Source organism: Pseudomonas sp. 2(2015) (assembly GCF_000955865.1).
Taxonomy (GTDB): domain Bacteria; phylum Pseudomonadota; class Gammaproteobacteria; order Pseudomonadales; family Pseudomonadaceae; genus Aquipseudomonas.
Window position 1 is genome coordinate 1068675 of the sequence record NZ_JYOF01000003.1, and the last position, 24563, is coordinate 1093237.

The window sequence follows — 24563 nt, forward strand, 5'->3', positions numbered from 1 at the left end:
CGACCGCTACGCGCTCGATCGCTGGCAAGGCCAGCTCCCACAGGGTCCGGTACAAGCAGATCTATTGTGGGAGCCGGCGTTGCCGGCGATGACGCCAGTACCGTCAGCCGCGGGACAAGGCCCGCACCGGCAAGCTCAGAACCGCCGCCACGGCGCACAAAATGATCACTGCCAAGGCATACACCTCGCCGGTCGGCACCAGGCCGAAGCTGCGCACCATCCACCCGGCCAGCATGGCCGGCACGCAGAACGCCAGGTAGCTCAGCACATAGAACGTCGCCATCAGCCCGGCGCGTTCGTGGGCCTCGGCCAGCGGCATGATGGTACGCAACGCCCCAAGGAAGCTGGCGCCAAAGCCGATGCCGGTGACTACAGTGGCGAGGAAAAACAGCCCCAGCTCACCGCGATGCAACGCCAGCAGGATCAACAGCATCCCGACCGGCAACACCCCTGTGCCCAGGCGCAGGATCTGCCCGGCCGGACGCAGCCGCAGGTGGTAGATCGCCACGGCGCCGGTCACCGTCAACGCCGCCACCAGGCCGCCGCCCACCAAATTCGAGGTCGCCCCGGTGGCCTCGCGCGCCAGTGATGGCGCCAGCGACAGGAAGAACCCGCCCAGCGCCCAACCGGCGACGTTCACCGGCAACATCCGCCACACCGCAGCCCGCGCCCGGGGCGGTACATGCAGGGCCGGGCGCAACGATGCCAGGGCGCCGGGCTGGCGGCTGACGCTCTCGGGCAGATGCCACACCAGCAACGCCAGCGTGACGAACAAGCCGAGCAACAGCCAGTAGGCCAAACGCAGCGGCCATGGCGCAAATTCCACCAGCAGGCTGGTACCCAGGGCGCCGCTGGCCATGCCGAGCAAGGGCGTCAGGCTGTTGAGCAACGGCCCCTGCTCGCGATCGATATCCAGCAACGCAGCACCCAGCACGCTGGTGGCCATGCCGGTGGCGAAGCCTTGCACAATCCGCGCAGCAATCAACCAGCCGACACTGTCGGCCTGCAGGAACAACAGCATGGAAACGCTTTGCAGCACCAACGCAAGGAAGATCAGCGGCCGCCGCCCCAGGTAGTCCGACAACGAACCGACTGTCAGCAGCGCCGCCAGCAAGCTGACGGCATACACGGCAAAAATCAGCGTCAGGGTTACCGCCGAGAACTGCCAGGCTTGCTGGTACAGGTGATACAAAGGCGTCGGGGTGCTCGAGGCGGCGAGAAAGCCGAGCAAGGCAAGCGCCAGGAACACCAGACGAAAACGCCGTGAGGCCGGGGCTTTGAACAACATGAACATGATCAGCACTCCGCTAAAGCAATTATTTAGCTTTTGCGCAGTCTGCTCGCCTTCATTCCTTAACGCAAACCCTTTGTGTTAAGGTCGACCGATGGCGATTAAAGAAGGTATCCGCACGGGTGGGCGCAGCGCCCGTGTGCAGGCATCGGTACATGCGGCGGTACGCGAACTGCTCAAGGAGCAGGACCGCGCGAGCCTGACCGTGCCGCAAATTGCCGCTCGCGCCGGCGTCACCCCGTCAACTATCTATAGGCGCTGGGGCGAATTGGCCGCCCTGCTCGCCGATGTCGCCGTCGAGCGCGTGCTGCCTGACGTGGCGCCGCTGGACACCGGCGAGCTGCGCACCGACCTGCGCGCCTGGACCGAACAGTACCTTGACGAAATCACCTCCGAACCAGGCCGCAACCTGATGCGCGACGTGCTCAGCAGCGCCTGCCCGGGTTACTGCACCAACATCCTGCGCGGGCAACTGCAGGTCATCCTCGACCGCGCCCAGGTGCGCGGCGAGGCCCTGCCAGACATCGAACGCCTGCTGGATCTGCTGGTCGCACCGACCGTCTACCGCACCTTGTTCGCCGAAGCCCCGCCGACCCTGGAACAGCTCTACAGCCTGCTTGACCTGGCCTTGCCTGGCTAAGCCCCTGCGACGCTCTGCCACTGCGACCATCGTCGGCGCTGACGAAGCCTTTGCGGCGTGCCAGACTGATTGATCGAGGTTCGCTGTCAGGCTGAATCACCCTTTTGTTTCGGAGTTGTCATGTCGCTGTCCAGTGGGCTGATCGCCGTGGTCGCCCTGGCCTATATGGCCATCATGTTCGCCATCGCCTTTTACGGCGACCGCCGCAGCACACCGCTGCCGCCGCGCCTGCGTGCCTGGGTGTACAGCCTGTCGCTGGCGGTGTACTGCACCAGCTGGACCTTCTTCGGCGCCGTCGGCCAGGCCGCCGAACAACTCTGGGCGTTCCTGCCGATCTACCTGGGCCCTGTGCTACTGCTGCTGTTCGCGCCCTGGGTGCTGCAGAAGATGGTGCTGATCAGCAAACAGGAAAACATCACCTCGATCGCCGACTTCATCGCCGCCCGCTACGGTAAATCCCAGAGCCTGGCGGTGGTGGTGGCGCTGATCTGCCTGATCGGCGTGCTGCCGTACATCGCCTTGCAGCTCAAGGGCATCGTGCTTGGCGTCAACCTGCTGATCGGCGCAGGCGCCGATGCTACTGGCAGCCGTGTGCAGGACACCGCGCTGGTGGTATCGCTGGTGCTGGCACTGTTCTCGATTGTCTTCGGTACCCGAAGCCTGGACGTCACCGAACACCACCGTGGCATGGTCCTGGCGATTGCCTTCGAATCGCTGGTAAAACTGCTGGCGTTCCTCGCCGTCGGCGCCTTCGTCACCTTCGGCCTGTTCAACGGTTTCGAAGACCTGTTCAGCAAGGCGCAACTGGCGCCACGCCTGGAAGGCTTCTGGAACGAGACCATCAACTGGCCGTCGATGATCGTGCAGACCGGTGTGGCGATGATGGCGATCATCTGCCTGCCGCGCCAATTCCACGTCACTGTGGTGGAGAACATCGAGCCCCAGGACCTGCGCCTGGCGCGCTGGGTGTTCCCGATGTACCTGATCCTCGCCGCGCTGTTCGTGGTACCGATTGCCCTGGCCGGGCAGATGCTGCTGCCCGACTCGGTACTGCCCGACTCCTTCGTGATCAGCCTGCCGCTGGCCGAGGCGCATCCGGCGCTGGCCCTGCTGGCCTTTATCGGCGGCGCGTCGGCGGCCACCGGCATGGTCATCGTCGAGGCCGTGGCGCTGTCGACCATGGTTTCCAACGACATGCTGCTGCCCTGGCTGCTGCGCCGCAACAACGCCGAGCGCCCGTTCGAAGCCTTCCGCCACTGGATGCTCTCGGTACGCCGGGTGACCATCGTCGTCATCCTTTTGCTGGCCTATGTCAGCTACCGCCTGCTCGGCTCTACCGCAAGCCTTGCGACCATCGGCCAGGTGGCGTTTGCCGCCGTGACCCAGCTGACCCCGGCCATGCTCGGCGCCCTGTACTGGAAGCAGGCCAACCGCCGCGGAGTGTTCGCCGGCCTGGCCGCCGGGGTGTTCCTGTGGTTCTACACCCTGGTGCTGCCGATTGCCGCCCATAGCCTGGGCTGGTCGCTGGAGCTATTCCCGGGCCTGGCCTGGCTGCACGGCAACCCGCTGAACCTGCCGATCACACCACTGACCCAAGGCGTGGTGCTGTCGCTGGCGGGTAACTTCACCCTGTTCGCCTGGGTGTCGATCCTCTCGCGCACACGGGTGTCCGAGCACTGGCAGGCCGGACGATTCATCGGCCAGCAGACCAGCGCCCGCCCTAGCAGCCGTTCGCTGCTGGCGGTGCAGATCGACGACCTGCTGCACCTGGCTGCGCGCTTTGTGGGTGAAGAGCGCGCACGACAGAGCTTCATCCGTTTTGCCTATCGCCAGGGCAAGGGTTTCAACCCCAACCAGAATGCCGACGGCGAATGGATCGAACACACCGAGCGCCTGCTCGCCGGCGTGCTCGGCACCTCCTCGACCCGCGCGGTGGTCAAGGCCGCGATCGAAGGCCGCGACATGCAGCTTGAGGACGTGGTGCGCATCGCTGACGAAGCCTCGGAAGTGCTGCAGTTCAACCGCGCCCTGCTGCAAGGGGCAATCGAGAACATCAGCCAGGGCATCAGCGTGGTCGACCAGTCGCTGCGCCTGGTGGCCTGGAACCGCCGCTACCTGGAGCTGTTCAACTACCCCGACGGGCTGATCAGCGTCGGCCGGCCGATTGCCGACATTATCCGCTACAACGCCGAGCGCGGCCTGTGCGGCCCGGGCGAGGCCCAGGTGCACGTGGCCAGGCGCCTGCACTGGATGCGCCAGGGCCGTGCGCATACCTCCGAGCGCTTGTTCCCCAACGGCCGGGTGATCGAGCTGATCGGCAACCCGATGCCCGGCGGCGGCTTTGTCATGAGCTTTACCGACATCACCCCGTTCCGCGAAGCCGAACAGGCGCTCAAGGGCGCCAACGAAAGCCTTGAGCAACGGGTCGCCGAACGCACCTACGAGCTGTCGCAACTGAACCAGGCACTGAGCGAAGCCAAGAGCCACGCCGAGGCCGCCAACCAGTCCAAAACCCGCTTCCTCGCAGCGGTCAGCCACGACCTGATGCAGCCGCTGAACGCCGCGCGGCTGTTCTCGGCGGCGCTGTCGCATCAGGGCGATGGCTTGTCGGCCGATGCCCAGCAACTGGTCCAGCACATGGACAGCTCGCTGCGTTCGGCCGAAGAGCTGATCAGCGACCTGCTGGACATCTCGCGCCTGGAAAACGGCAAGATCACCCCGGACGTCAAACCCTTCGCCCTCAACGAACTGTTCGACACCCTCGGCGCCGAATTCAAGGTCCTGGCCCAGCAGCAAGGCCTGGATTTCCGCCTGCGCGGCAGCCGCCTGCGGGTGCAGAGCGACATGAAACTGCTGCGCCGGATTCTGCAGAACTTCCTCACCAACGCCTTCCGCTATGGCAAGAGCCCGATTCTGCTCGGCGTGCGCCGCCAGCAGGGGCGCTTGTGGCTGGAGGTCTGGGACCGCGGCAGCGGCATCGCCGACGACAAGCTGCAGGTGATCTTCGAGGAATTCAAACGCCTGGACAGCCACCAGACCCGCGCGGAAAAAGGCCTGGGCCTGGGCCTGGCGATCGCCGATGGCCTGTGCAAGGTGCTTGGCCATCCGCTTGAGGTGCAGTCGTGGCCGGGCAAGGGCAGCGTGTTCCGCGTCAGCGTGCCGCTGGCCACGGCGCCGGCGGCCCCGGTGGCCAGCCCTGCCGAACAGGCCGGGCAGCCATTGGCAGGCCTGCAGGTGCTGTGCGTCGACAACGAAGACAGCATCCTCATCGGCATGAACAGCCTGCTCAGCCGCTGGGGCTGCCAGGTATCCATCGCGCGCAATCGCGCCGAGTGTGAAGCCTTGCTGGCAAGCGGCCTGCGCCCGCACCTGGCGCTGGTGGACTACCACCTTGACGACGGCGAGGTCGGCACCGAGCTGATGGCCTGGTTACGCACACGCCTGGGCGAGCCGGTCCCCGGCGTGGTGATCAGTGCTGACGGGCGCAGCGAGATGGTCGCCCAGGTGCATGCCGCAGGGCTCGACTACCTGGCCAAGCCGGTCAAGCCGGCGGCCTTGCGCGCCCTGCTCAATCGGCATCTGAGCCTGGTCCAGTAAGGGCGCTGGCAGCCAGCGGGTCGCCTTCGCTCATGGCCCGCTCGAGCAGGTCGGCCGGCAGGCTCTTGCTGGCCCGGGCACCGAGCAGCTTGAGCTGTTCGCTGCGGCTGATCAGGTTGCCGCGCCCTTCGCAGAGCTTGTTGCGCGCCGCGCTATAGGCTTTGTCGACCTGCTGCAGGCGGCTGCCAAGCTCGTCCAGGTCCTGGATGAACAGCACGAACTTGTCGTACAGCCAACCGGCACGCTCGGCGATCTCCCGGGCATTCTGGCTCTGGCGCTCCTGCTTCCAAAGGCTGTCGATAACCCGCAAGGTGGCCAGCAAGGTGGTCGGGCTGACGATCACGATCTGGCGGTCGAAGGCTTCCTGGAACAGGTTCGGCTCTGCCTGCAAGGCGGCCGAAAACGCCGCCTCGATAGGCACGAAGAGCAGGACGAAATCCAGGCTGTGCAGGCCTTCGAGGCGGTTGTAGTCCTTGCCGGACAAGCCTTTGACATGGTTGCGCAGCGACAGCACGTGTTGCTTGAGCGCGGCCTGGGCAATCTCGCTGTCGTCGGCGCCAACGTACTGCTGGTAGGCGGTGAGGCTGACCTTGGAGTCGACCACCACCTGTTTGTCGCCCGGCAGCATGATCAGCACGTCGGGCTGAAAGCGCTCACCGTCGGCGCTCTTGAGGCTGACCTGGGTCTGGTACTCGCGGCCCTTCTCAAGCCCGGCGTGCTCCAGCACCCGCTCCAGAATCAGCTCGCCCCAGTTGCCCTGGGTCTTCTGGCCCTTGAGCGCCTGGGTCAGGTTGGTGGCCTCATCGCTCAGGCGCAGGTTGAGCTGCTGCAGGCGCTCAAGCTCCTTGGCCAGCGAGAAGCGCTCGCGGGCCTCTTGCTGATAGCTGTCTTCGACGCGCTTTTCAAAGGCCTGGATGCGCTCCTTGAGCGGGTCGAGCAACTGCCCCAGGTGCTGTTGGCTGGTCTGGGCGAAGCGCTGTTCGCGCTCATCGAAAATCTTCGTGGCCATTTCGGCGAACTGCGCCCGCAGCTCGTCGCGCGAGCCCTGCAGGTCGTCGAGGCGTTGCTGATGGCTTTCCTGCTGTTCGCGCAGCTCGGCGCTCAGGGCTGCGCTCTGGGCGTCCAGGCGACGCAATTCGGCTTCGCGGCTGGCGCGTTCGAGCTGCCAGGCATGGGCGGCATCGCGCGCTTCGTCGCGATCGATCTGGAGCAATTCAAGCTCACGGGCCTGAGCGGCCAGCGTCGCCTGCTTGGCGGCATTGGCCTGGCTCAGGTCGCTGATTTCGTCGCGGCTGGCATCGAGCTGGGCGAGCAAGCCTTCCTGGGCCAGCTGCACACTGCTCAGGCGCTCCTCAAGCAAGGCCGCATCGGCCTGGCGCGCACTCAGGCGCCGTTGCACCTGCAGCACCAGCGCCAGCGACGGCACGGCCGCCACCACAATACCCAGCACAATGCTGGTCAGATCCACTGCCATAGCCACCCCGATCTCCCTCGGCCAACGATCAACGGCTCAGCTTATCAGCCTTGGGCGCACGCGCCGCATTCAGGCTTCAGGCAATTGCCTGAGCAGGCGCAAGGCCTCCTGCGAACCCTGGGCAGCGGCCTGTTCGAGCCAGTAGCGGCCCTGGGCGGGTTCGTTCAGTTGCCCCAAGGCGCACAGCCGGCCGTACTCGAGCTGGGCCCGGCGATCACCGGCGCGCGCCGCCTGGCGCAGCAGTTCGTGGCCGATCCGGCGGTCGCGGGCATTGCCGCAATCACGGCAGAGCATCTGCCCCAGGCGGCTCTGGGCCACCACCACGCCCTGGCGCGCTGGCTGCTTGAGCAAGCGCCCGGCAAAGTGCTTGACGTTGGGGTTGTCACCCAGGCGCGGGCTGTCGAGCAACCACAAGGCCACTTTCAAGGAGAAGCGCTTGGGCTCGGACAGAGGCGACTGGGCAGTGGGGGCAACGAGGTTTTTGGAGCGAAACTTCATAAAAAACAGCGAAGGCAACTCGAGAGGCGCGCCACTCTACTCCATTTTTCTGACAATGGCCCGGTGCTTTTCTGCACTTTTTTCAAAATATTTCAGTGTTTTTTTCTTGACGTCAGGACGGGTATTTTGTCCCTGACGGAAGACTGTCGAAGGATTGTCGGACACCGGCCAAAAAGCTGGCACGCCCGTCCTAGAGCAAGCGCTCGGGACAATCCACAGAAGCTGTGGATAACTCGGTGGACAACCCCCTAAACCTCCCCGCAAACCCCTATGGAATGGGGCTTTCAGTCAAACTGTCGATTTTTTCACCAGCTAAAATAAGTGTTTTTTTTCATTGACTTAAGGCAACGGCCAAGTCATTGGCGGCCACTTGCCGCCTTGTTGCAGCGCTGTAACAAGGGCTGCCCCAAGTGTGCACAACCGCCCTTTAGCGAGGCATTTCCCTGCACGAAATTGGCACGTTCCCTGCCTTGTTGCACTGCAAAGCCGGCGAATTAGCCCTTCACAGACAGCCTGGAACGCGACATACTGATCGGCTCGCCAGACGAAAAGCCAAAAAGCTTGCCAGCAACGAAAAACTGCGGTAGTCTTGCCGCCGTTAGTACCAAGCTGAAAGTCAATTCTGGCCAAAGCAGTCCTTACAGTGCCCTGCCCCCTCACATCGGACAGGCCTGTTGAAACCAGGACCGGCCCACTCGATGGTTCCCCAGGTAAATCACTTCTTACTCTGACCGAACCAACCTGCAGATTGATCAGGATCTTCACCCAGCGGCATTGAACCCGACCCTGGCTGTTGCCTGTCCTCTGACGTACCTACCAGTCAGCCCCAGCGCCACATGATAAATGCGCCCAAAACTGGCTGCCCTGTTCCAGTCAGGTTCTTCGCACCGGCTTAAATGCTCGCGTTACTGGAACGTTTTATATGTGCACGGATCGAAACCGTGTCTATTGCAGGAACATCTAATAACTATGAATCACTCTACTCATACTCAGGCTGCCATTCGCACCCTTTCCCAGGCATTTGCCCCTCTGAACTGCTTGATCCTGGCGTCGCGCAAAGGCGGCTTCAGCTTCACCCTGGTCAACGAGCACGGCATTGCCCGGCACAGCGAGCGCCTGTACCCGGAGCAATACTCCGAAGCCGAGCCGCTGCAGGCCGTTATCGAGCGCACCCGTCAGGCCCTGGTGGCCTGATCCGCACGACGCTGCAAACGCTCAAGCCCCGCCCTCTGGCGGGGCTTTTTTATGCCTGGCGCCCAGCAATCACTAATTGCCGCACGGCATATGATTTATAACTAAAAGCCGCAAATGTTTTAAAAACAGGCCTTTACAGCGCGAATATGACACTACACTTCAACTCAAGCGGCAAAGGCCGCTTCCGGCGGGCCTGACCGACTCTCCAGCTGCCAAGCTCCAGCGTCCGCCGGCCAATTTCAAGTTCGAGGGCATCATGGGTATCGCCGCGAGCGAGTTGAGCCAGTTTGTCATTCGTCCGACCCTGATCTACCTGGGTCGCCACTGCGCCAGCGCCGAAGCCCTGCTGCTCGGCGTCGCCGCCAGCCAGTCAGCACTCGGCTCAGCATTGCACGACCGCCGCGGCCACGGCCTGTACCGCATTGGCGAACTGCGCCACCAAAGCCTCTGGGACCAGTTCCTGGCCCGCGACCCGGATCTCGCCAGCCTGGTCCGTGGCCTTGCCAGCCAGCATGCCTTCCTCAGCGGCCCACACCTGGAACTGACCGTAAACCTGCGCTATGCCACCGCCATCGCCTGGATGTTGATCGAAGAACAAGCCCCCGAACTGCCCGCCGCCGACGATCTGCTCGGGCTTGCACGTATCTGGCGACAAACCTTCCAGCCTCAGGGGCGCCTGCGCGATTTCACCTGCGCCTGGCAAACCTGCATCGCCCCTGTGACTCTTCAGGCCTGCTGAGAGTCACTGCTTTCCATAATCGGAAAATTCCCGCCATTTTGGTCGGATTGTCCTACAAAACCGCTCTATCTCCTGCGATACAGCCTATAGCGCTGCGGGCGAACTGATGGTAATTTTCGCCCCGGAGATCCCAAGGAGTTCTAATAATGAAAAAAGTAATGCTCAAAACCTCTCTCAGCCTCGCCGTCACTCTCGCCTCGACTCAACTGTTCGCCAGTGGCTTTGCCCTCAACGAACAAAGCGTCAGTGGCATGGGCACAGGTTTCGCGGGTCGTTCTTCTTCTGCCGATGATGCCAGCACCGTATTCGGCAACCCTGCCGGTATGTCGCGCCTGAAACGCGAGCAGATCACCGTTGGCGGCGCAGCCGTCATCGCCAAGTCCGATATTTCCGGCGGCGGGCGCCCAGGTGGCACCACCGACGGCGACATGGTGCCGTTCGTCGGCGTGCCCATGGGCTACTACGTCAAGCCTCTGGATGATCACTGGACCGTCGGTTTCGGTGTCTACGCGCCGTTCGGCCTGGTCACCGACTACGAGAGCACTGCCGCCAGCCGTTACTGGGGCAAGAAAAGCCACGTTGAAGTGGTCACCTTCCAGCCAACCATCAGCTACGCCTTCAATGACAAGGTGTCGATCGGTTTCGGCCCGACCATCAACAAGATCAAGGGTGAGCTCAGCGCCAACACCCTCAACCCGCGCACCCCGGGTTTCAACGATGGCGAAGTGAAAATCAAGGGTGACGACACTGCCGTCGGCTACAACATCGGCGTGCTGGTCCAGGCCACCGACAAGACCCGCCTGGGCCTGACCTACCACTCGATGGTCGACTACAAGCTCGAAGGCAACACCAAGATCAACAACGCCCTGATCGGCCCGTTCAGCGGCAGCAAGTTCGACGCTGAACTGAAGATCAAGACCCCTGAATCGGTCGACTTCTCGGTTACCCACGAGCTGGATGACCAGTGGACTATCTATGCTGGTAGCACCTGGACCCGCTGGAGCCGCCTGGAAGCCATCACCGTCACCAACAAGGTTCCTGCCCCGCTGGCCGGCCAGTTCGGCACCATCAGCGAAGAGCAGAACTGGCACGACACCTGGGCCCACGCCATCGGCGCGTCCTACAAGCTGAACAAGGAGTGGGTACTGCGTACCGGCTTCACCGTCGACCAGTCGCCGACCAACAACCACGACCGTTCGCCACGCATCCCGACTGGCGATCGCAAGATCTTCAGCCTGGGCGCCGGCTACAGCCCAACCGACGACATGACCATCGACGTGGCGTACTCCTACCTGTGGGAAGAAGACACCAAGGTCAACCTGGCCAGCCCGACCAAGGGTTCGTACAACGCCAAGTACGAAAACAGCGCTCACGGTATTGGCGCGTCGCTGACCTATCGCTTCTGATAACAGCGCCGCAACGAAAAACCGCCGTCATCGGCGGTTTTTTTATGCCTGAGCAATCGGCCAGGCGTGCCCGACTTCCAGCTGGAGGTACTCCATGAACGCCCGCACCTTGGGGCTCAAGGCGAAACGGTCGGCCACGCACAGGTAGACATCCATCGGTTCGGTCTGGGCGTAGGCCCGTGCCGGCTGCGAATACTCGAACAACGCCACCAGCTGGCCGCGCTCGAGCAAAGGGCGGGCGACGAACTCGGCCAGGCGAGCGATACCACCATCGCGCACCGCCATCTGCGTCAGTACGTCGATGTCATCGCTGATCAGCACCTTGTCGAACTCGGCATCAAAACGCAGCCCCTCGCGGATAAAGCCCCAGCGCAAAAAGCGCCCGTCCACCGGGTAGCGGAACACCAGGCAGCGGTGCTCCTTGAGCTGCTCGGGCGATTGTGGCCAACCGGCCGCCGCCAGATAGCCCGGGGAAGCGCAACAAATGAACGGCACCCGGGCAATGTGCCGGGCCAGCAGGCCGTCTTCGAGTTGTGGCTGGATGCGGATACTGACATCAACGCCTTCCTGGGCGTGGTTGACCCGCCGATCATTCGTAACCAATTCAATTGAAAGCTGCGGGTAGCGTGCACTGAAGGCCGGAATCAGCGGCGCCAGTACATGGCGGCCAAAGGCCGACGACGAAGCGATGCACAAGCGCCCCTTGGGCTCGCAGTCCGGGGCGGTGACCGCCTGCTGGGCCTGCTCGAGGTCGCGCTCGATGTGCTTGACCTTGTCGTAATACAGGCTGCCACTGGGCGTCAGCACCATACTGCGCGTGGTACGCGCCAGCAGGCGCACCTGCAGGTGGGCTTCCAGGCGGGCGATATTCTGGCTCACCGCGGCGGCGCTCAAGCCCAGGCTGCGAGCGCCACCGGCGATGCTGCCGGCCTCGACCACCTTGATGAAACTCTTGATCGAACCGAGCAGGTTCATGACGGCATCCAGGCATTCGTAAGATCTTCTTTATAAAGACCTAAGTCCAGCTCGTCTACCGCAGCCCGACACCGCCTTGCTAGGCTGCCCCCTCACCCACCAGAAGGAGTCAGCATGACCTTCCAGACCAGCGCCCGCCCCCGGCGCAAACTCGGCGTTCGCGCCACCCCCTACGTGTTTGCCTTCTACATGTCGGCAATCATGGCCCTGTTGATGTGCTTCGTGATTACCGCCGCCAACGCAGGCATCAACGAGCAGTACCTGGGCAACGTGCTCAAAGCCTATCAACTGGCCATGCCAGTAGCCTTTGCCTGTGTGCTGGTGGTGCGCCCGATCGTGCTCAAGCTGGTGGCCTGGACCGTGCATCCGAGCCACTGACGCAGCTCAGGGCTGGGAAGCAATGGCCTTTTCGATCGCCGCCTTGAACGCCGGGTCATCCGGCTTGGTCAGGCTGGTGAAACTGGCCACTACCTTGCCCTGGCGATCAACCACGTACTTGTAGAAATTCCACTTCGGCGCACTGCTCTGCGCGGCCAGTTCCTTGAACAGCGGCGTGGCATCGTCGCCACGCACGGGCCGGGCCTGGGTCATAGTGAAGGTCACGCCATAGTTGGCGTAGCAGACCTTGGCGGTTTTCTGGGCATCGGCGTCTTCCTGCTTGAAGTCGTTGGACGGCACCCCGAGCATTTCCAGGCCCTGTTCGTGGTACTCCTTGTAGACGCTTTCAAGTCCCTCGAACTGCGGGGCAAAGCCGCAATAGCTGGCGGTATTGACCACCACCAGCGGCTTGCCTGCAAAACGCTGGCACAGGTCGATCTGCTCCTTGCCGCGCAGCTCCGGCAACGAGCCCTTGAGCAGCGCCGGGCAATCGGCGGCCAGGGCATTGGCCGCAGCGGCCAAGGTCAACAACGGAACCAACATCCAGCGTGCGCGCATCGTCTCTCTCCCTCGAACGTTCCCGAAGTATTCAGAGTACTCCTAGCACACGCCCATGCCCAACTGCATCAACGCCAGGCCGCCCTCATGCCAGCCCCACCAGGCCAGCGCCAGCAGCAATAGCGCGGCGAGGCCGAGCACGCTGCCAATGGCGACCCGCTTCATGCTGCCTGCGCCTGCAAGCGCGCCACCGGGCGTTCGCGTACCGGCCAGTTCAGCGCTGCGGCGAGCAGGCTGAGGAGGATGGAAATCTGCCAGACCAAATCGTAGTTGCCGGTGCGGTCATACACCACCCCGCCCAGCCAGCCGCCCAGAAATGCCCCCAACTGGTGGAACAGGAAGACGATACCGCCGAGCATCGACAAATTGCGCACACCAAACAGGGTGGCCACGGTGCCGTTGGTCAAGGGTACGGTCGACAGCCACAGCAGGCCCATGGCAATGCCGAACAGGTAGGCGCTGAACTGGCTGATTGGCGCCCACAGGAACAACACGATGACCACCGCGCGCAGCAGGTACAGCGCGGTCAGCAGCCGCGGCTTGGACATGCGCCCGCCCAGCCAGCCGGCGGTGTAGGTGCCGACGATATTGAACAGCCCGACCAGCGCCAGCACTGTGGTGCCGATGGTCGCCGGCAGGTGCTGGTCGACCAGGTAGGCCGGCAGGTGCACGCCGATGAACACCACCTGGAAGCCACAGACGAAAAAGCCCAGGGCCAGCAGCCAGAAACCGGAGTGCGAGCAGGCTTCGCGCAGGGCCTGGCCGAGGGTCTGGTCATTGCCCTGGCTGGGCAGCGGACGATCACGCAGCAGCCCTACCAGCGGCACGATAAAGGCCACCAGCAAACCCAGCACCAGCAAGGCCGCCGACCAGCCCAGCCAGCCGATCAGGCCGAGCGTACCCGGCAGCATGGCGAACTGGCCGAAGGAGCCGGCGGCGCTGGCAATGCCCATGGCCATGCTGCGTTTTTCTGGCGGCACGGCACGGCCAACCACGCCAAGGATCACCGAAAACGAGGTGCCCGACAGGCCGATACCGATCAACAAACCGGCACTCAGCGACAGGGTCAGGGCCGAGTCGGACATGCCCATCAGCACAAGGCCGGCGGCATACAGAATACCGCCGACCATCACCACCTTGGCAGCACCGAGGCGATCGGCCAGGGCTCCGGCAAACGGCTGGGCCAGGCCCCAGATCAGGTTCTGCAAGGCGATGGCGAAGGCAAACACGCCACGGCCCCAGCCAAAGTCGGCGCTCATCGGCGCCAGGAACAGGCCAAAGCCGTGCCGCACGCCCAGCGACAAGGCCAGGATCAGCGCCGCGCCAAGCAGAATCCACCCACTGGTTCGCCATACTGATGTCATTTTTGTTGTCTCCAGTGCCGCAAGGTTATGCGGGTATATACCCGCTTATACTCGTAAAAAGCTCAAGCCAACAGCTCCAGCAGGCGCACCAGTTCGTCACGCTGACCTTCGCCGAGGGTCTCGATCAAGCCGCTTTGCGCTTGCTCCCAGGCCGGCTCCGCCGCTTGCAGGCGTGCCCGGCCCTGCTCGGTCAGCAACACGATACGGTTGCGCAGGTCCTGCCCTTCGGCCAGGGCCACCAGGCCCTCGGCTTCCAGTACCCGCAGGTTGCGCCCCAAGGTGCTGCGGTCCAGGCCCATGGCCTCGGCCAGGGTGGAAATACTCGGTTGATCCAGGCGGCGTAAATGACGCAACAGGGAAAACTGCGCGACATTGATCCCGAAGCCTTCGAGGGCCTCGTCGTAGTGCCGGCTCACCCCACGGGCAGCGCGACGCAGGTGGGTGCAGATGCATTCGCTGGTCAACATAATGCGTGTATATACCCGCTTTTTGGCAACTGCAAGCTTTTATTCGCCGCTCACAGCACCAAAGCGATCAATACCGCCAGCTCCAGCAGCTCGAGCAGGGCCCCGGCGGTATCACCGGTGGTGCCACCCAGACGGCGCACCATCACGTGGCGCAGCCAGGCGAAGACGATGGCGGCAACCAGCAGCACCCACAGGCCCTTGAACCCTGCCAGCAGCACACAGGCCAACGCACTGACGAGCATCACCAGCTGGCCCGCCCGACGCGGCAAATGATCGGCAAGCGCCTGGCCGAGCCCGCCGCTGCGCACATAGGGCGTGCACAGGAACAAGCCCAGTAACCCCGCGCGGCCGATCAGCGGTGCGAGCACCAGCAGTAGCCCGTCACCGCGCTCGATCAACGCCAGTAAGGCGCAGAACTTGAGCAACAGCACCAGTACCAGGGTGACCACGGCAATCGGCCCGCTGCGCGGGTCTTTCATGATCAGCAAGGTACGTTCGCGGTCGCCGAAACCGCCGAGCCAGGCATCGGCGCTGTCGGCCAGGCCGTCCAGGTGCAAGGCGCCGCTGAGCAGCACCCAGGCGCTGAGCAGCAAGGCGGCGTGCAACAGCACCGGGCTACCGGCCAGCAGCGCGTTCAACCCCCAGAGCACCACCCCGAACAACAGCCCTACCAGCGGGTAAAACAGCAATGAGCGGCCCATTTGTTCCGGCGCCGGCATGCCCGGCAGGCGCACCGGCAAGCTGCTGAGAAACTGCAGGGCGATCCAGAACCCCAGCATCTCAGCACACCTCGCGCAGGCTGCCGTCGGCCAGCAGTTCCAGGCGGCACAAGGCGCCATGGACCACTTCGACCTGCAGCAGCTGTTCACGCGGCAGGCCACGGGCGCGGGCCAGCAACAGGCGCATGACACCGCCGTGGGTGACCAGCAGCAAGTGCTGGCCGGCATGGGCCTGATGCAAGGCGCTGATGGCCTGCAACACCCGTACGGAGAAATCCGCCACCGGCTCGCCACCTGGCGGTGTGTAGGCATAAGGGTCAGCCCAGAACCGGCCGAGCTCGGCTTCATGGGTGAGCATCAGCGCTGCCGCGCTGCGCCCTTCCCACTCACCGAAATGCAGCTCTTGCAGCCCCGGCGCCAGCTGCAGCGGCAGGTTCAACTGCGCGCCCAGCTCCTGGGCAAAGCGTGCACAGCGCTGCAATGGCGAGCTGACCAATGCATCCCAAGGGCCGGCATCACTCACCGCCGCGCGCATCTGCGCCCAGCCCTTGTCAGTCAGGGCATCGTCGAGGCTACCGCGCAGGCCGCCGCCCAGTTCGGTTTCTCCGTGGCGCAGCAGGTCGATGATCATGCCGGGCGGTCCGCTACCGCAGCTTCGGCGAAGGTCGCCATCTGCCCGTGCAGGTCACAGGCCAGGCGCAACAGCGGCACCGCCAGTGCCGCACCACTGCCCTCGCCCAGGCGCAGGCCCAGCTCCAGCAGCGGCTCGGCGTCGAGTTCGGCGAGCACCCGGCGATGACCGGGCTCGGCGCCGCGATGACCGAACAGCAGCCAGTCGCGGCAACCCGGATTGATACGCGTCGCCACCAGCGCGGCAACGGTGCAGATAAACCCATCCACCAGCACCGCAACACCAGCCTGGGCGCAACCCAGGTAGGCGCCGACCAGCGCGGCGATCTCGAAACCGCCAAAACACAACAGCCGCTGCAGCGGGTCGTCGCCAAGATTGGCATGCTGCAGCAAGGCGCGCTGGATGACCTCGGCCTTGTGCCGCACACCGGCGGCGTCCAGGCCGGTACCCGGACCACTGAGCTCGCTGGCCGGGCAGCCGAGCACGGCGCAGGCCAGGGCGCTGGCGGCGGTGGTGTTGCCGATACCCATCTCGCCGCCGATAAACAACCGGGCGCCGCTGGCGGCTGCGCGCAGGGCACTCTCGCGCCCGCCTTGCAGAGCCTGCAGGCCTTGTTCGTAGGTCATCGCCGGTACCTGGGCGAAGTTGGCCGTGCCCGGGCCGACGCGCAGGTGGCGCACGCCCGGCAGCTCCAGGGCCAGGTCGATGGTACCCAGGTCGATCACTTCCAGTTGAGCATTCAGCTGCCGCGCCAGCACGCTGATCGCAGCGCCGCCGCTGACGAAATTGAGCAGCATCTGCCCGGTCACCGCCTGCGGGTAAGCCGAGACGCCTTCGGCGACCACACCGTGATCGCCGGCAAAAATCGCGATCCACACCTGCTCGACGCTCGGCTTGAGCTGGCCTTGCAAGCCGGCCAGTTGCACTGCCAGCTGCTCCAGGCGACCCAGCGAGCCTGCCGGCTTGGTCAGTTGCTGTTGCCGCGCCAGGGCCTGTTCGCGAACAATCGGGTCGACAGCTCGACAGGCTTCACGCCACCAGGTTTGACTCATAGTGCAGGTCCTTTCAGGGTAAGCGGCAAGCCGGCGACAGTCAGCACCACGCGCTGGCAGCGCTCGGCAATGGCCTGGTGCAGCGCGCCTGCTTCATCGACATAACGGCGGGTCAGCTCGCCCATGGGCACCACGCCCAGGCCGGTTTCGTTGCTGACCAGAATGATTTCGCCCGGCAACGCTGCCAGGCACTCGAGCAGCGCCGTGCGTTCGGCCGCCAGGCGCTCAGGGTTGTCGAGCATCAGCAGGTTGGTCAGCCACAGGGTCAGGCAATCGACCAGCAGGCAGCGCTCGGCACTGGCAGTGGCACGCAGCACCCGCGCCAACTCCAGCGGCTCTTCGATCAATGCCCACTCGGCCGGACGCCGCTCGCGGTGCAACTGCACCCGTGCATTCATCTCGCCGTCGAGCGGTTCGCTGGTGGCGATGTAGGTGACCGCCAGGCCGCTCTGCACCGCCAGTTGTTCGGCCAGGCGGCTCTTGCCCGAACGGGCGCCGCCAAGGATCAGGTTGAGCATTTCAGTTCTGTCCGCAGAGTTGGCGCAGGCGCGCGGTGTCCAGGTGCTGCTCGACCAGGTCGGCCAGGCGCTCGATGTCGCGTTCGCGCAGGGCGTGGTAGTCGATCTGCTCGACCTCCTGCAGCCCGGCCCAGCGCAACAGCGCGGCGCAGCAATGCGGCGCCTCGAACAGGCCATGCAGGTAGGTGGCGAGGATCTGCCCGTCGGCACTGATGGCGCCATCGGCGCGGCCGCCGTCGAGCAACACCGCCGGGCGCTCCAGCGCCGGCCCCTGGGTTACCCCGGCATGAATCTCGTAGCCGCTGATGGCCGCCTGCTCCAGCTGCAGGGTGCCGGCGACATTGCGCAACTGCTTTTCGGCTTCGAGCACGGTGACAAAATCCAGCAGACCGAGGCCATCGCTGGCTCCTGCTGGGCCTTCCAGGCCCAAGGGGTCTTCCACCCGCTGGCCGAGCATCTGCAGCCCGCCGCAAATGCCCAGGACCTTGCCGCCGTAACGCAGGTGGCGACTGATCGCCTGGTCCCAACCACGCTCACGCAATTGCGCCAGGTCGCCGCGCACGCTCTTGGAGCCGGGCAAAATGATCAGGTCAGCGGGCGGAATCGGCTGACCGGGGCCGATAAACTGCAGATCGACCTGCGGGTGCAGGCGCAGCGGGTCGAAATCGGTGTGGTTGCTGATGCGCGGCAGCACCGGCACGATCACCTTGAGCTGGCGCCCGGCCTTGAGGCCCTGGCGCTGGTCGATACCGTCTTCGGCTTCCAGGTGCAGGTCCAGCACATAGGGCAGCACGCCCAGCACTGGCTTGCCGGTACGTTCTTCAAGCCAGTCCAGGCCCGGCTGGAGCAAGGCGATATCGCCACGAAAACGGTTGATGACAAAGCCTTTGACCCGCGCCTGTTCGCTCGTCGAGAGCAACTCCAGGGTACCGACCAGATGCGCAAAAACGCCGCCACGGTTGATGTCGGCAATCAGGATCACCGGGCAGTCGACTGCCTCGGCAAAGCCCATGTTGGCAATGTCGCCGGCACGCAGGTTGATTTCAGCCGGCGAGCCGGCGCCTTCGACCATCACCACCGGATAGGCCGCGCTCAGGCGCTGGTGCGAAGCCAGCACGGCCTGCATGGCGATGGCCTTGTAGTCGTGATAGGCCACGGCGTTCATGCTGGTGACCGCGCGGCCATGGACGATCACCTGGGCGCCGGTGTCGCTGTTGGGCTTGAGAAGCACCGGGTTCATGTCGGTGTGGGGCGCCAGGCCCGCGGCCTGCGCCTGCACCGCCTGGGCGCGGCCGATCTCGCCGCCCTCGGCGGTCACGGCACTGTTGAGCGCCATGTTCTGCGGCTTGAACGGCACCACGGCAATGCCCTGGCGCAACAGCCAGCGGCACAGCGCGGTCACCAGGGTGCTTTTGCCGGCATCGGAGGTGGTGCCCTGCACCATCAGGGTGGTCATGCTTGTTCCTTGCGGTAATCGCTGAAAGCCTGGGCCAGGCGCTGAAAGTCCGGTTCACTGGCCGGCAGGCCGAAACGCAGGCTCGGCGGCTGGCTGAACAGGCGCAGGAGGATGCCGCGCCGGGCCATGAATTCATGCAGGCGCGGCGCCTGCTCGGTGACCAGGTACTGGAACAGATCGCAGCTGCCGCTGGGGGCGAAACCTGCCGCACTGAGCACCTCGGCCAGGCGCTGGCTGGCAGCGGCGCAGCGGATGATCTGCTGCTGGTGGGCGGCGCCGTCGAGCAGGCAGGCCTGGCCGAGGATCCGCGTCGGACCGCTGATGGTCCAGGGCCCGAGCTGTTCGGCGAGCAGTTGCAACAACTGGCGCTCGGCCAGAACAAAGCCCAGGCGTACGCCGGCCAAGCCGAAGAACTTGCCGAACGAGCGCAGCACGATCAACCCGCTGCGCTCGGCATGGGCGCCAATGCTGTGTTGCGGGGTGTTGTCCATGAACGCTTCATCAACCAGCAGCCAGCCGCCACGGCGGGCCAGGCGACCATGCCATTCCAGCAGTTGCTCGGCAGCAATCAGCTGCCCGGTGGGGTTGTTGGGGTTGACCACCACCAGCACGTCGAGGCTGTCGAGGTAGTAATCGACCTGGTCCAGCGGCAACTCGCGCACCCGGTGCCCAGCGCGGCGCCAGCCTTCGGCGTGTTCGGCGTAGCACGGCGACAGCACCCCGACCGTGCCGGGGCGACGCAGGCGTGGCAAAGCCTGGATCGCCGCCTGGGAGCCGGCCACTGGCAGCAATTGCTCGACCTGGTAGTACTCACGGGCCGCCTGCTCGAGGCCATCTTCAGTTTCGGGCAAACGTGCCCAGGCCCGCAGCGGGATCTCGGGGATGGAATAAGACCAGGGGGCAATGCCGCTGGACAGGTCCAGCCAGTCTTCGCGGGCGATGCCGTATTGCTGCACTGCGCGTTGCAGGCGACCACCGTGTTCAAGCATAGAATTCAGCCCCCAGGCACAACAGCAGCAACCACAACCACACGCCCTGGCAAACCAGGCGCCAACCGCGTTCGATGGCGTCGGCATCGGCCTGCGGGCCTTCGCCCAGTTGCGGGCGCTCGTGCAGCTCGCCGTGATACACCGCCGGCCCGCCCAGCTCGACGCCCAGGGCTCCGGCCCCGGCCGCCATCACCGGCCCGGCATTGGGGCTGTCCCACAACGGCGCCTGGCGCCGCCAGCAGCTCAGGGCCAGGCGGGTCTTGCCCAGCAGCGCGTAAGTCAGCGCCACCAAGCGTGCCGGAATATAGTTGAGCACATCGTCGATCTTCGCCGCAGCCCAGCCAAAACGCTCGAAGCGTTCATTACGATAGCCCCACATGGCGTCGAGGGTGTTGCTCAGGCGATAGAGCACCACCCCCGGTACGCCGGCAACGACAAACCAGAACAGCGCGGCGAACACCGCATCGCTGCCGTTCTCCAGCACCGACTCGGTGGCGGCGCGGGCCACGGCGGTTTCGTCCAGCTCGCGGGTTTCGCGGCTGACCAGATAACCGACGCGCTGGCGGGCTTTTTCCAGGTCGCCCTGGCGCAGGGCTTCGGCCACCGGCGTTACGTGCTCGCCAAGGCTGCGCAGGCCGAGGGCGCAGTACAGCGCCAAAACTTCAATCAGCCAGCCAATGTACGGCAGCCAGGACAACAGCATGGCGATGAAGGTCAGCGGCACCACCGCCAGGAACCAGGCGCTGACGCCGTGGCTGCGCCAGCCTCGGCCGCCGGCATTCAAGCGCTGTTCCAGGCGCCCGGCCAGGCGCCCGAAGGCTACCAGCGGATGCCGGCGCTTGGGCTCGCCCAGCAGCGCATCCAGCGCCACCCCGGCCACTGTCAGCAACGCCACGCTCATCAAGACTCCCCCCACTGGTTTTCAAACAGCATGTCGTGCAGCGGCCGCGCTGTGGTCCAGCCTTCAAGCACCAGCATCGGCGCCGGGTAAAATTCGTGAACCGGGCCCAGGCAGAGGATTGCCAACGGCTTGGCACCGGCCGGCATGCCGAGCAACTCGGCCAGGGCCCGGGGCTCGAACAGCGACACCCAGCCCATGCCCAGACCTTCGGCGCGGGCCGCCAGCCACAAGTTCTGGATCGCACAGGACAACGACGCCAGGTCCATCTCCGGCAAGGTCCGGCGGCCGAAAATGTGCGCTTCGCGCCCATCCATCAGCGCCGCCACCAGCAGCTCGGCGCAGTCGTTGATGCCTTCGACCTTGAGTTTCATGAAGTCATCGGAGCGCTCACCGAGCGCCTGCGCTGTACGCAGGCGCTCCTCTTCCACCAGGGCCTGGATCCGCTGGCGCAGTTCGCGCTGGGTGATACGGATGAAACGCCAGGGCTGCATCAGCCCGACGCTGGGCGCCTGGTGCGCGGCCTCAAGCAGGCGCGCGAGCAACTCGGGGGCGACTTCGCCGCCACTGAAGTGACGCATGTCGCGACGCTCGCCGATGGCGCGGTAGACCGCCGCACGTTCGGCCTCGGTAAAAGCATGTTCAGTCATGGACACAGCAGCGCCGCCGACGCCTGGGGGTTGGAAGCAAAATAGAAATGCACGTAGGAGGCGGTCAAGCGCCCCTGGCGGTACACCGCCTCGGCACCACGACCACCGTTGGGGCTCTGGCCGCGGGCAACCGGCTCAAGCTCGGTATGGGTCAGCGAATGATGATAGGTGTGCCCGCGCAAGGTGCCTTCAGGCAGTTCTACGGCCTGCAGGGCCAAGGCGGCCAGGCGCTTTTGCATCACTGCCTCGCCTGCCAGCAGGCCGAGCAGTTCGGCACGCTCGCCGGCAACATCGGTGAGCGCATCAAGCAGGTAGAGCATGCCGCCGCATTCGGCGAGCAACGGCTTGCCGGCGTGGTGATGGGCGCGGATAGCCTCGAGCATCGGTGTGTTGGCCGCCAGCGCCTGGTGATGCAATTCGGGGTAACCGCCAGGCAGATACAAGCTGTCGGCTGGCGGCAAGCTTGTGTCATGCAGCGGCGAGAAAAACGCCAGCTGCGCGCCCATGGCCCGCAGCAGATCGAGGTTGGCGCCATAGGTAAAGGCAAAGGCTTCGTCGCGGGCAACGGCAATACGCACACCTTGCAGCAACGGCTCGATGGCAAACTCGGTCGGCGCGGCAAAGCGCACCGCTGGCGGCAACGCCGCATCGCAACTGGCGCCCAGGGCCGCTGCGGCAGCATCCAGCCGCGCATCAAGGTCGTTCAGTTCACTGGCTTGCACCAGCCCCAGGTGACGGCTCGGCAATTCGATGCCGGTTTCTCGCGACAGCCCACCGTACCAGCGCAACCCCTCGGTCAGGCTGCCTTCAAGCAACTGGGCATGGCGCAGGGTACCGACACGGTTGGCCAACACCCCGGCAAACGGCAGGTCCGGCTGATAGCGCGCCAGGCCCAGGGCCAGGGCGCCGAAGGTCTGGGCCATGGCGGTGCCATCGATCACCGCCAGCACCGGCACGCCAAAATGCCGGGCCAGGTCGGCGCTCGATGGCGTGCCGTCGAACAGGCCCATGACCCCTTCGATGAGGATCAGGTCGGCCTCGCCCGCCGCCTCCCACAATAGCCGGCGGCTTTCCTGCTCGCCGACCATCCACAGGTCGAGCTGATACACCGGCGCACCACTGGCGCGCTCGAGGATCATCGGGTCAAGAAAGTCCGGGCCGCACTTGAATACGCGAACCTTGCGCCCCTGGTTGCGATGCAGGCGCGCCAGTGCGGCGGTCACCGTGGTCTTGCCCTGGCCGGAGGCCGGTGCGGCGATCAATACCGCCGGGCAATGGCGCGCATCACTCATAGTTCGACGCCCTTCTGGGCGCGGATGCCGGCCTGGAAGGCGTGCTTGATCATGCCCATTTCGGTGACGGTGTCGGCCAGTTCGATCATTTCATCCTTGGCCGCGCGACCGGTGACGATCACGTGCTGCATCGGCGGGCGCGCCTGCAGGTCGCTGAGCACCTGGTCGAGGTCGAGGTAGCCGTGCTTGAGGGCGATGTTCAGTTCATCAAGCACCACGAAGGCGATCGACGGGTCCTGGAGCATCTGCCGCGACACTGCCCAGGCAGCTTCGGCGGCAGCGATGTCGCGCTGGCGGTCCTGGGTTTCCCAGGTAAAGCCCTCGCCCATCACGTGGTAGCGCACCTGCTCGGGAAAGCGCCGGAAAAACAGCTCTTCGCCAGTGCTGTTGCGGCCCTTGATGAACTGCACCACGCCGCACTGCATGCCGTGGCCCATGGCCCGGGCGAGCATGCCGAAGGCCGAACTGCTCTTGCCCTTGCCGTTGCCGGTAAGTACCAGCAGCAAGCCGCATTCGTTGGGCGAGTTGGCGATGCGCTCGTCGATCACGGCCTTTTTGCGCTGCATGCGCGCCAGGTGGCGTTCGTCGCGCTCGGTGGATTCAGTCATGAGGTTCTCCGCAAACCACTGTCGGCCGATCTGCAACGAACGCAGCAGCCGACGGCTGCTCAGCGTATCGAAGGAACGGGCGTGACAGATGAATGGATATGGCAGACGGAAAACGCGCAGGGCTGCGGCACAGGCCGGAGGAACCGCGCATCACCCTCCGTGATGCCGTTGGCTGTTACAGGCCGGTCTCCGGGCTTGTGAGCGGGGCCATCGACACCCGGGGCTACGCGCCTTCCCGGGCATGAATGCCCAGTGGCCCTGCACAGCCTTGACTCACCTACCGTTGCGGGGGCAGCGCCGGATTCGCGCGTTTTACGCGCCCACCGGCTTCCCTGTTTCACCCTGCCAGGCCATCGCCTGCAGAGCACCTGAAACAAGTCGCGAAGGTTAGAGGGTTGCACCCGGAGCGTCAATGAAAGGCGCTGCACTGGCCTGGATCAATGGCGCCTTTGTCATCTTGTGCAACACTGACTTCAGTGATATCAAATAGCCATACCTCGGCTGTACTCGATCACAACTATAAGGGAGAGCAGCATGCAAGGCCTGATCATCAATAATGCGCGCCTGGAGTTCCTGCGCCCGGCCCTGGAACGCTGGGTCGATTGCATCGACCGCTTCAACCAGACCCTCGGTGACGGTGAGGCGCCCTATTGGCACGGCGCCCAGGCCAACCTCGGGCTGCTCTCGGCCGCCGCCTGGCAGGCCGAGCTGGTGACCCTGCAGCAGCACCAGAGCAAGAAGCAGCGCGATGACGGCGATCGCGAAGGCCGCTGCGACCTGTACATCGCCAACCGCGAAGAGGCTGCCTACCTGCAGGCCAGCCAGCGCTGGCCACGCATCGCCAAGCTCGACCTGAATAACGCCCTGGGCGAAACCGTCCAGGCTGCTCGGCAAATTGCCGCGCCCAGCCAGCTTAAAGTCGCTGCGCTGTTCGCCAGCCCCTGGAAAGCCGGCCAGCACGCCAGCCCCGAAGAGCTGCAGGACCTGGTCGACGACCTGCAAAAGCATAACGCCTGCGCCATCGCCTGGTACTTTCCCTACGCCTACCGCAAGCTGCACAACGAAGCCGGCCAGTATCACCCCGGCATCGCCCTGTTGCTCAAGCAGGCCTGACCCGGGGAACCTCCCACCCCTGGCGTGCCTCTACTGGCAATAGCGGCCATCATTGC

25 protein-coding genes and 1 riboswitch are annotated in these 24563 nt (G+C 64.7%); of the genes, 7 read left to right on the forward strand and 18 right to left on the reverse strand.

From position 1 onward, the window contains the following. Nucleotides 1-103 precede the first annotated feature (103 nt). Complete coding sequence (locus UB48_RS07815; protein ID WP_045195762.1) at nucleotides 104-1294, reverse strand: MFS transporter; 1191 nt, start codon at nucleotides 1292-1294, stop codon at nucleotides 104-106. A gap of 91 nt (nucleotides 1295-1385) precedes the next feature. Between UB48_RS07815 and UB48_RS07820 the strand changes: the two genes are divergently transcribed. Beyond that, nucleotides 1386-1931, forward strand: coding sequence for a TetR/AcrR family transcriptional regulator (locus UB48_RS07820; protein ID WP_045195509.1), 546 nt, complete (start codon nucleotides 1386-1388; stop codon nucleotides 1929-1931). 120 nt (nucleotides 1932-2051) lie between these two features. Then, entirely contained in the window at nucleotides 2052-5528 is a 3477-nt protein-coding gene (locus UB48_RS07825; RefSeq protein WP_045195511.1) for a PAS domain-containing hybrid sensor histidine kinase/response regulator, read from the forward strand. Here UB48_RS07825 and rmuC read toward each other — a convergent pair. Together rmuC and UB48_RS07835 are read right to left on the reverse strand one after the other, a co-directional pair. Next, nucleotides 5500-6888 carry a DNA recombination protein RmuC gene (rmuC, locus tag UB48_RS07830; RefSeq protein ID WP_176794326.1) on the reverse strand — a complete coding sequence of 463 codons (1389 nt, stop codon included), beginning with the start codon at nucleotides 6886-6888 and terminating at the stop codon, nucleotides 5500-5502. The genes UB48_RS07825 and rmuC overlap by 29 nt on opposite strands. Before the next feature lie 183 nt (nucleotides 6889-7071). Then, nucleotides 7072-7500, reverse strand: coding sequence for a tetratricopeptide repeat protein (locus UB48_RS07835; RefSeq protein WP_045195764.1), 429 nt, complete (start codon nucleotides 7498-7500; stop codon nucleotides 7072-7074). A gap of 969 nt (nucleotides 7501-8469) precedes the next feature. Between UB48_RS07835 and UB48_RS07840 the strand changes: the two genes are divergently transcribed. From UB48_RS07840 to UB48_RS07850, 3 genes are all read left to right on the forward strand, one after another. Beyond that, entirely contained in the window at nucleotides 8470-8694 is a 225-nt protein-coding gene (locus tag UB48_RS07840; RefSeq protein ID WP_045195514.1) for a hypothetical protein, read from the forward strand. A 256-nt stretch (nucleotides 8695-8950) separates the two neighbouring features. Beyond that, nucleotides 8951-9433, forward strand: coding sequence for a hypothetical protein (locus tag UB48_RS07845; protein WP_045195516.1), 483 nt, complete (start codon nucleotides 8951-8953; stop codon nucleotides 9431-9433). A 146-nt stretch (nucleotides 9434-9579) separates the two neighbouring features. Then, the gene (locus UB48_RS07850) at nucleotides 9580-10839 is read left to right on the forward strand and encodes an OmpP1/FadL family transporter (RefSeq protein WP_045195518.1); all 1260 of its coding nucleotides are present in this window, start codon (nucleotides 9580-9582) and stop codon (nucleotides 10837-10839) included. Between the two features lie 42 nt (nucleotides 10840-10881). Here UB48_RS07850 and UB48_RS07855 read toward each other — a convergent pair whose 3' ends face one another. Next, complete coding sequence (locus UB48_RS07855; protein WP_045195520.1) at nucleotides 10882-11814, reverse strand: LysR family transcriptional regulator; 933 nt, start codon at nucleotides 11812-11814, stop codon at nucleotides 10882-10884. Nucleotides 11815-11928: 114 nt separating this feature from the next. On the opposite strand from UB48_RS07855, the gene UB48_RS07860 reads away from it, so the two are divergent. Continuing rightward, nucleotides 11929-12192: a DUF2798 domain-containing protein gene (locus UB48_RS07860; protein ID WP_045195522.1), complete on the forward strand. Its 264-nt coding sequence runs from the start codon at nucleotides 11929-11931 to the stop codon at nucleotides 12190-12192. 6 nt (nucleotides 12193-12198) lie between these two features. Here the strand turns inward: UB48_RS07860 and UB48_RS07865 are convergent, their stop codons facing one another. The 14 genes from UB48_RS07865 to cobO all read right to left on the reverse strand — a co-directional run bounded on the left by UB48_RS07865 (nucleotide 12199) and on the right by cobO (nucleotide 23394). Continuing rightward, complete coding sequence (locus tag UB48_RS07865; RefSeq protein WP_045195524.1) at nucleotides 12199-12750, reverse strand: glutathione peroxidase; 552 nt, start codon at nucleotides 12748-12750, stop codon at nucleotides 12199-12201. 42 nt (nucleotides 12751-12792) lie between these two features. After that, nucleotides 12793-12915 carry a hypothetical protein gene (locus UB48_RS28165; RefSeq protein WP_256326709.1) on the reverse strand — a complete coding sequence of 41 codons (123 nt, stop codon included), beginning with the start codon at nucleotides 12913-12915 and terminating at the stop codon, nucleotides 12793-12795. Next, nucleotides 12912-14114, reverse strand: a complete 1203-nt coding sequence (locus tag UB48_RS07870) for an MFS transporter (protein WP_045195526.1) — start codon at nucleotides 14112-14114, stop codon at nucleotides 12912-12914. Before UB48_RS07870 ends, UB48_RS28165 begins: the two co-directional genes overlap by 4 nt. A 62-nt stretch (nucleotides 14115-14176) precedes the next feature. Further along, nucleotides 14177-14581: a MarR family winged helix-turn-helix transcriptional regulator gene (locus UB48_RS07875; RefSeq protein ID WP_045195528.1), complete on the reverse strand. Its 405-nt coding sequence runs from the start codon at nucleotides 14579-14581 to the stop codon at nucleotides 14177-14179. A 50-nt stretch (nucleotides 14582-14631) separates the two neighbouring features. Further along, nucleotides 14632-15360: an adenosylcobinamide-GDP ribazoletransferase gene (locus tag UB48_RS07880; RefSeq protein WP_045195530.1), complete on the reverse strand. Its 729-nt coding sequence runs from the start codon at nucleotides 15358-15360 to the stop codon at nucleotides 14632-14634. 1 nt (nucleotide 15361) lies between these two features. Then, entirely contained in the window at nucleotides 15362-15931 is a 570-nt protein-coding gene (gene cobC, locus UB48_RS07885) for an alpha-ribazole phosphatase family protein (protein WP_045195532.1), read from the reverse strand. Continuing rightward, nucleotides 15928-16983 (reverse strand): nicotinate-nucleotide--dimethylbenzimidazole phosphoribosyltransferase, encoded by a 1056-nt coding sequence (cobT, locus tag UB48_RS07890; protein ID WP_045195534.1) that lies wholly within the window; start codon nucleotides 16981-16983, stop codon nucleotides 15928-15930. The genes cobC and cobT overlap by 4 nt, the downstream gene beginning before the upstream one ends. Then, nucleotides 16980-17501 (reverse strand): bifunctional adenosylcobinamide kinase/adenosylcobinamide-phosphate guanylyltransferase, encoded by a 522-nt coding sequence (cobU, locus tag UB48_RS07895; protein ID WP_045195536.1) that lies wholly within the window; start codon nucleotides 17499-17501, stop codon nucleotides 16980-16982. The genes cobT and cobU overlap by 4 nt, the downstream gene beginning before the upstream one ends. Before the next feature lies 1 nt (nucleotide 17502). After that, nucleotides 17503-18957 carry a cobyric acid synthase gene (locus UB48_RS07900; RefSeq protein WP_045195538.1) on the reverse strand — a complete coding sequence of 485 codons (1455 nt, stop codon included), beginning with the start codon at nucleotides 18955-18957 and terminating at the stop codon, nucleotides 17503-17505. Beyond that, nucleotides 18954-19946, reverse strand: a complete 993-nt coding sequence (gene cobD / locus UB48_RS07905) for a threonine-phosphate decarboxylase CobD (RefSeq protein WP_045195539.1) — start codon at nucleotides 19944-19946, stop codon at nucleotides 18954-18956. The genes UB48_RS07900 and cobD overlap by 4 nt, the downstream gene beginning before the upstream one ends. Then, nucleotides 19939-20847 carry an adenosylcobinamide-phosphate synthase CbiB gene (cbiB, locus tag UB48_RS07910; protein ID WP_045195541.1) on the reverse strand — a complete coding sequence of 303 codons (909 nt, stop codon included), beginning with the start codon at nucleotides 20845-20847 and terminating at the stop codon, nucleotides 19939-19941. The genes cobD and cbiB overlap by 8 nt, the downstream gene beginning before the upstream one ends. Next, nucleotides 20847-21500: a 5,6-dimethylbenzimidazole synthase gene (bluB, locus tag UB48_RS07915; RefSeq protein WP_176794226.1), complete on the reverse strand. Its 654-nt coding sequence runs from the start codon at nucleotides 21498-21500 to the stop codon at nucleotides 20847-20849. Before bluB ends, cbiB begins: the two co-directional genes overlap by 1 nt. Next, complete coding sequence (locus tag UB48_RS07920; protein WP_045195546.1) at nucleotides 21491-22786, reverse strand: cobyrinate a,c-diamide synthase; 1296 nt, start codon at nucleotides 22784-22786, stop codon at nucleotides 21491-21493. Before UB48_RS07920 ends, bluB begins: the two co-directional genes overlap by 10 nt. Next, nucleotides 22783-23394 carry a cob(I)yrinic acid a,c-diamide adenosyltransferase gene (gene cobO, locus UB48_RS07925; RefSeq protein WP_010220352.1) on the reverse strand — a complete coding sequence of 204 codons (612 nt, stop codon included), beginning with the start codon at nucleotides 23392-23394 and terminating at the stop codon, nucleotides 22783-22785. Before cobO ends, UB48_RS07920 begins: the two co-directional genes overlap by 4 nt. A 162-nt stretch (nucleotides 23395-23556) precedes the next feature. After that, nucleotides 23557-23781, reverse strand: a riboswitch (cobalamin riboswitch). 147 nt (nucleotides 23782-23928) lie between these two features. Here cobO and UB48_RS07930 point away from each other — a divergent pair. Beyond that, nucleotides 23929-24507, forward strand: coding sequence for a hypothetical protein (locus UB48_RS07930; RefSeq protein WP_045195550.1), 579 nt, complete (start codon nucleotides 23929-23931; stop codon nucleotides 24505-24507). The last annotated feature ends 56 nt before the right edge of the window (nucleotides 24508-24563 follow it).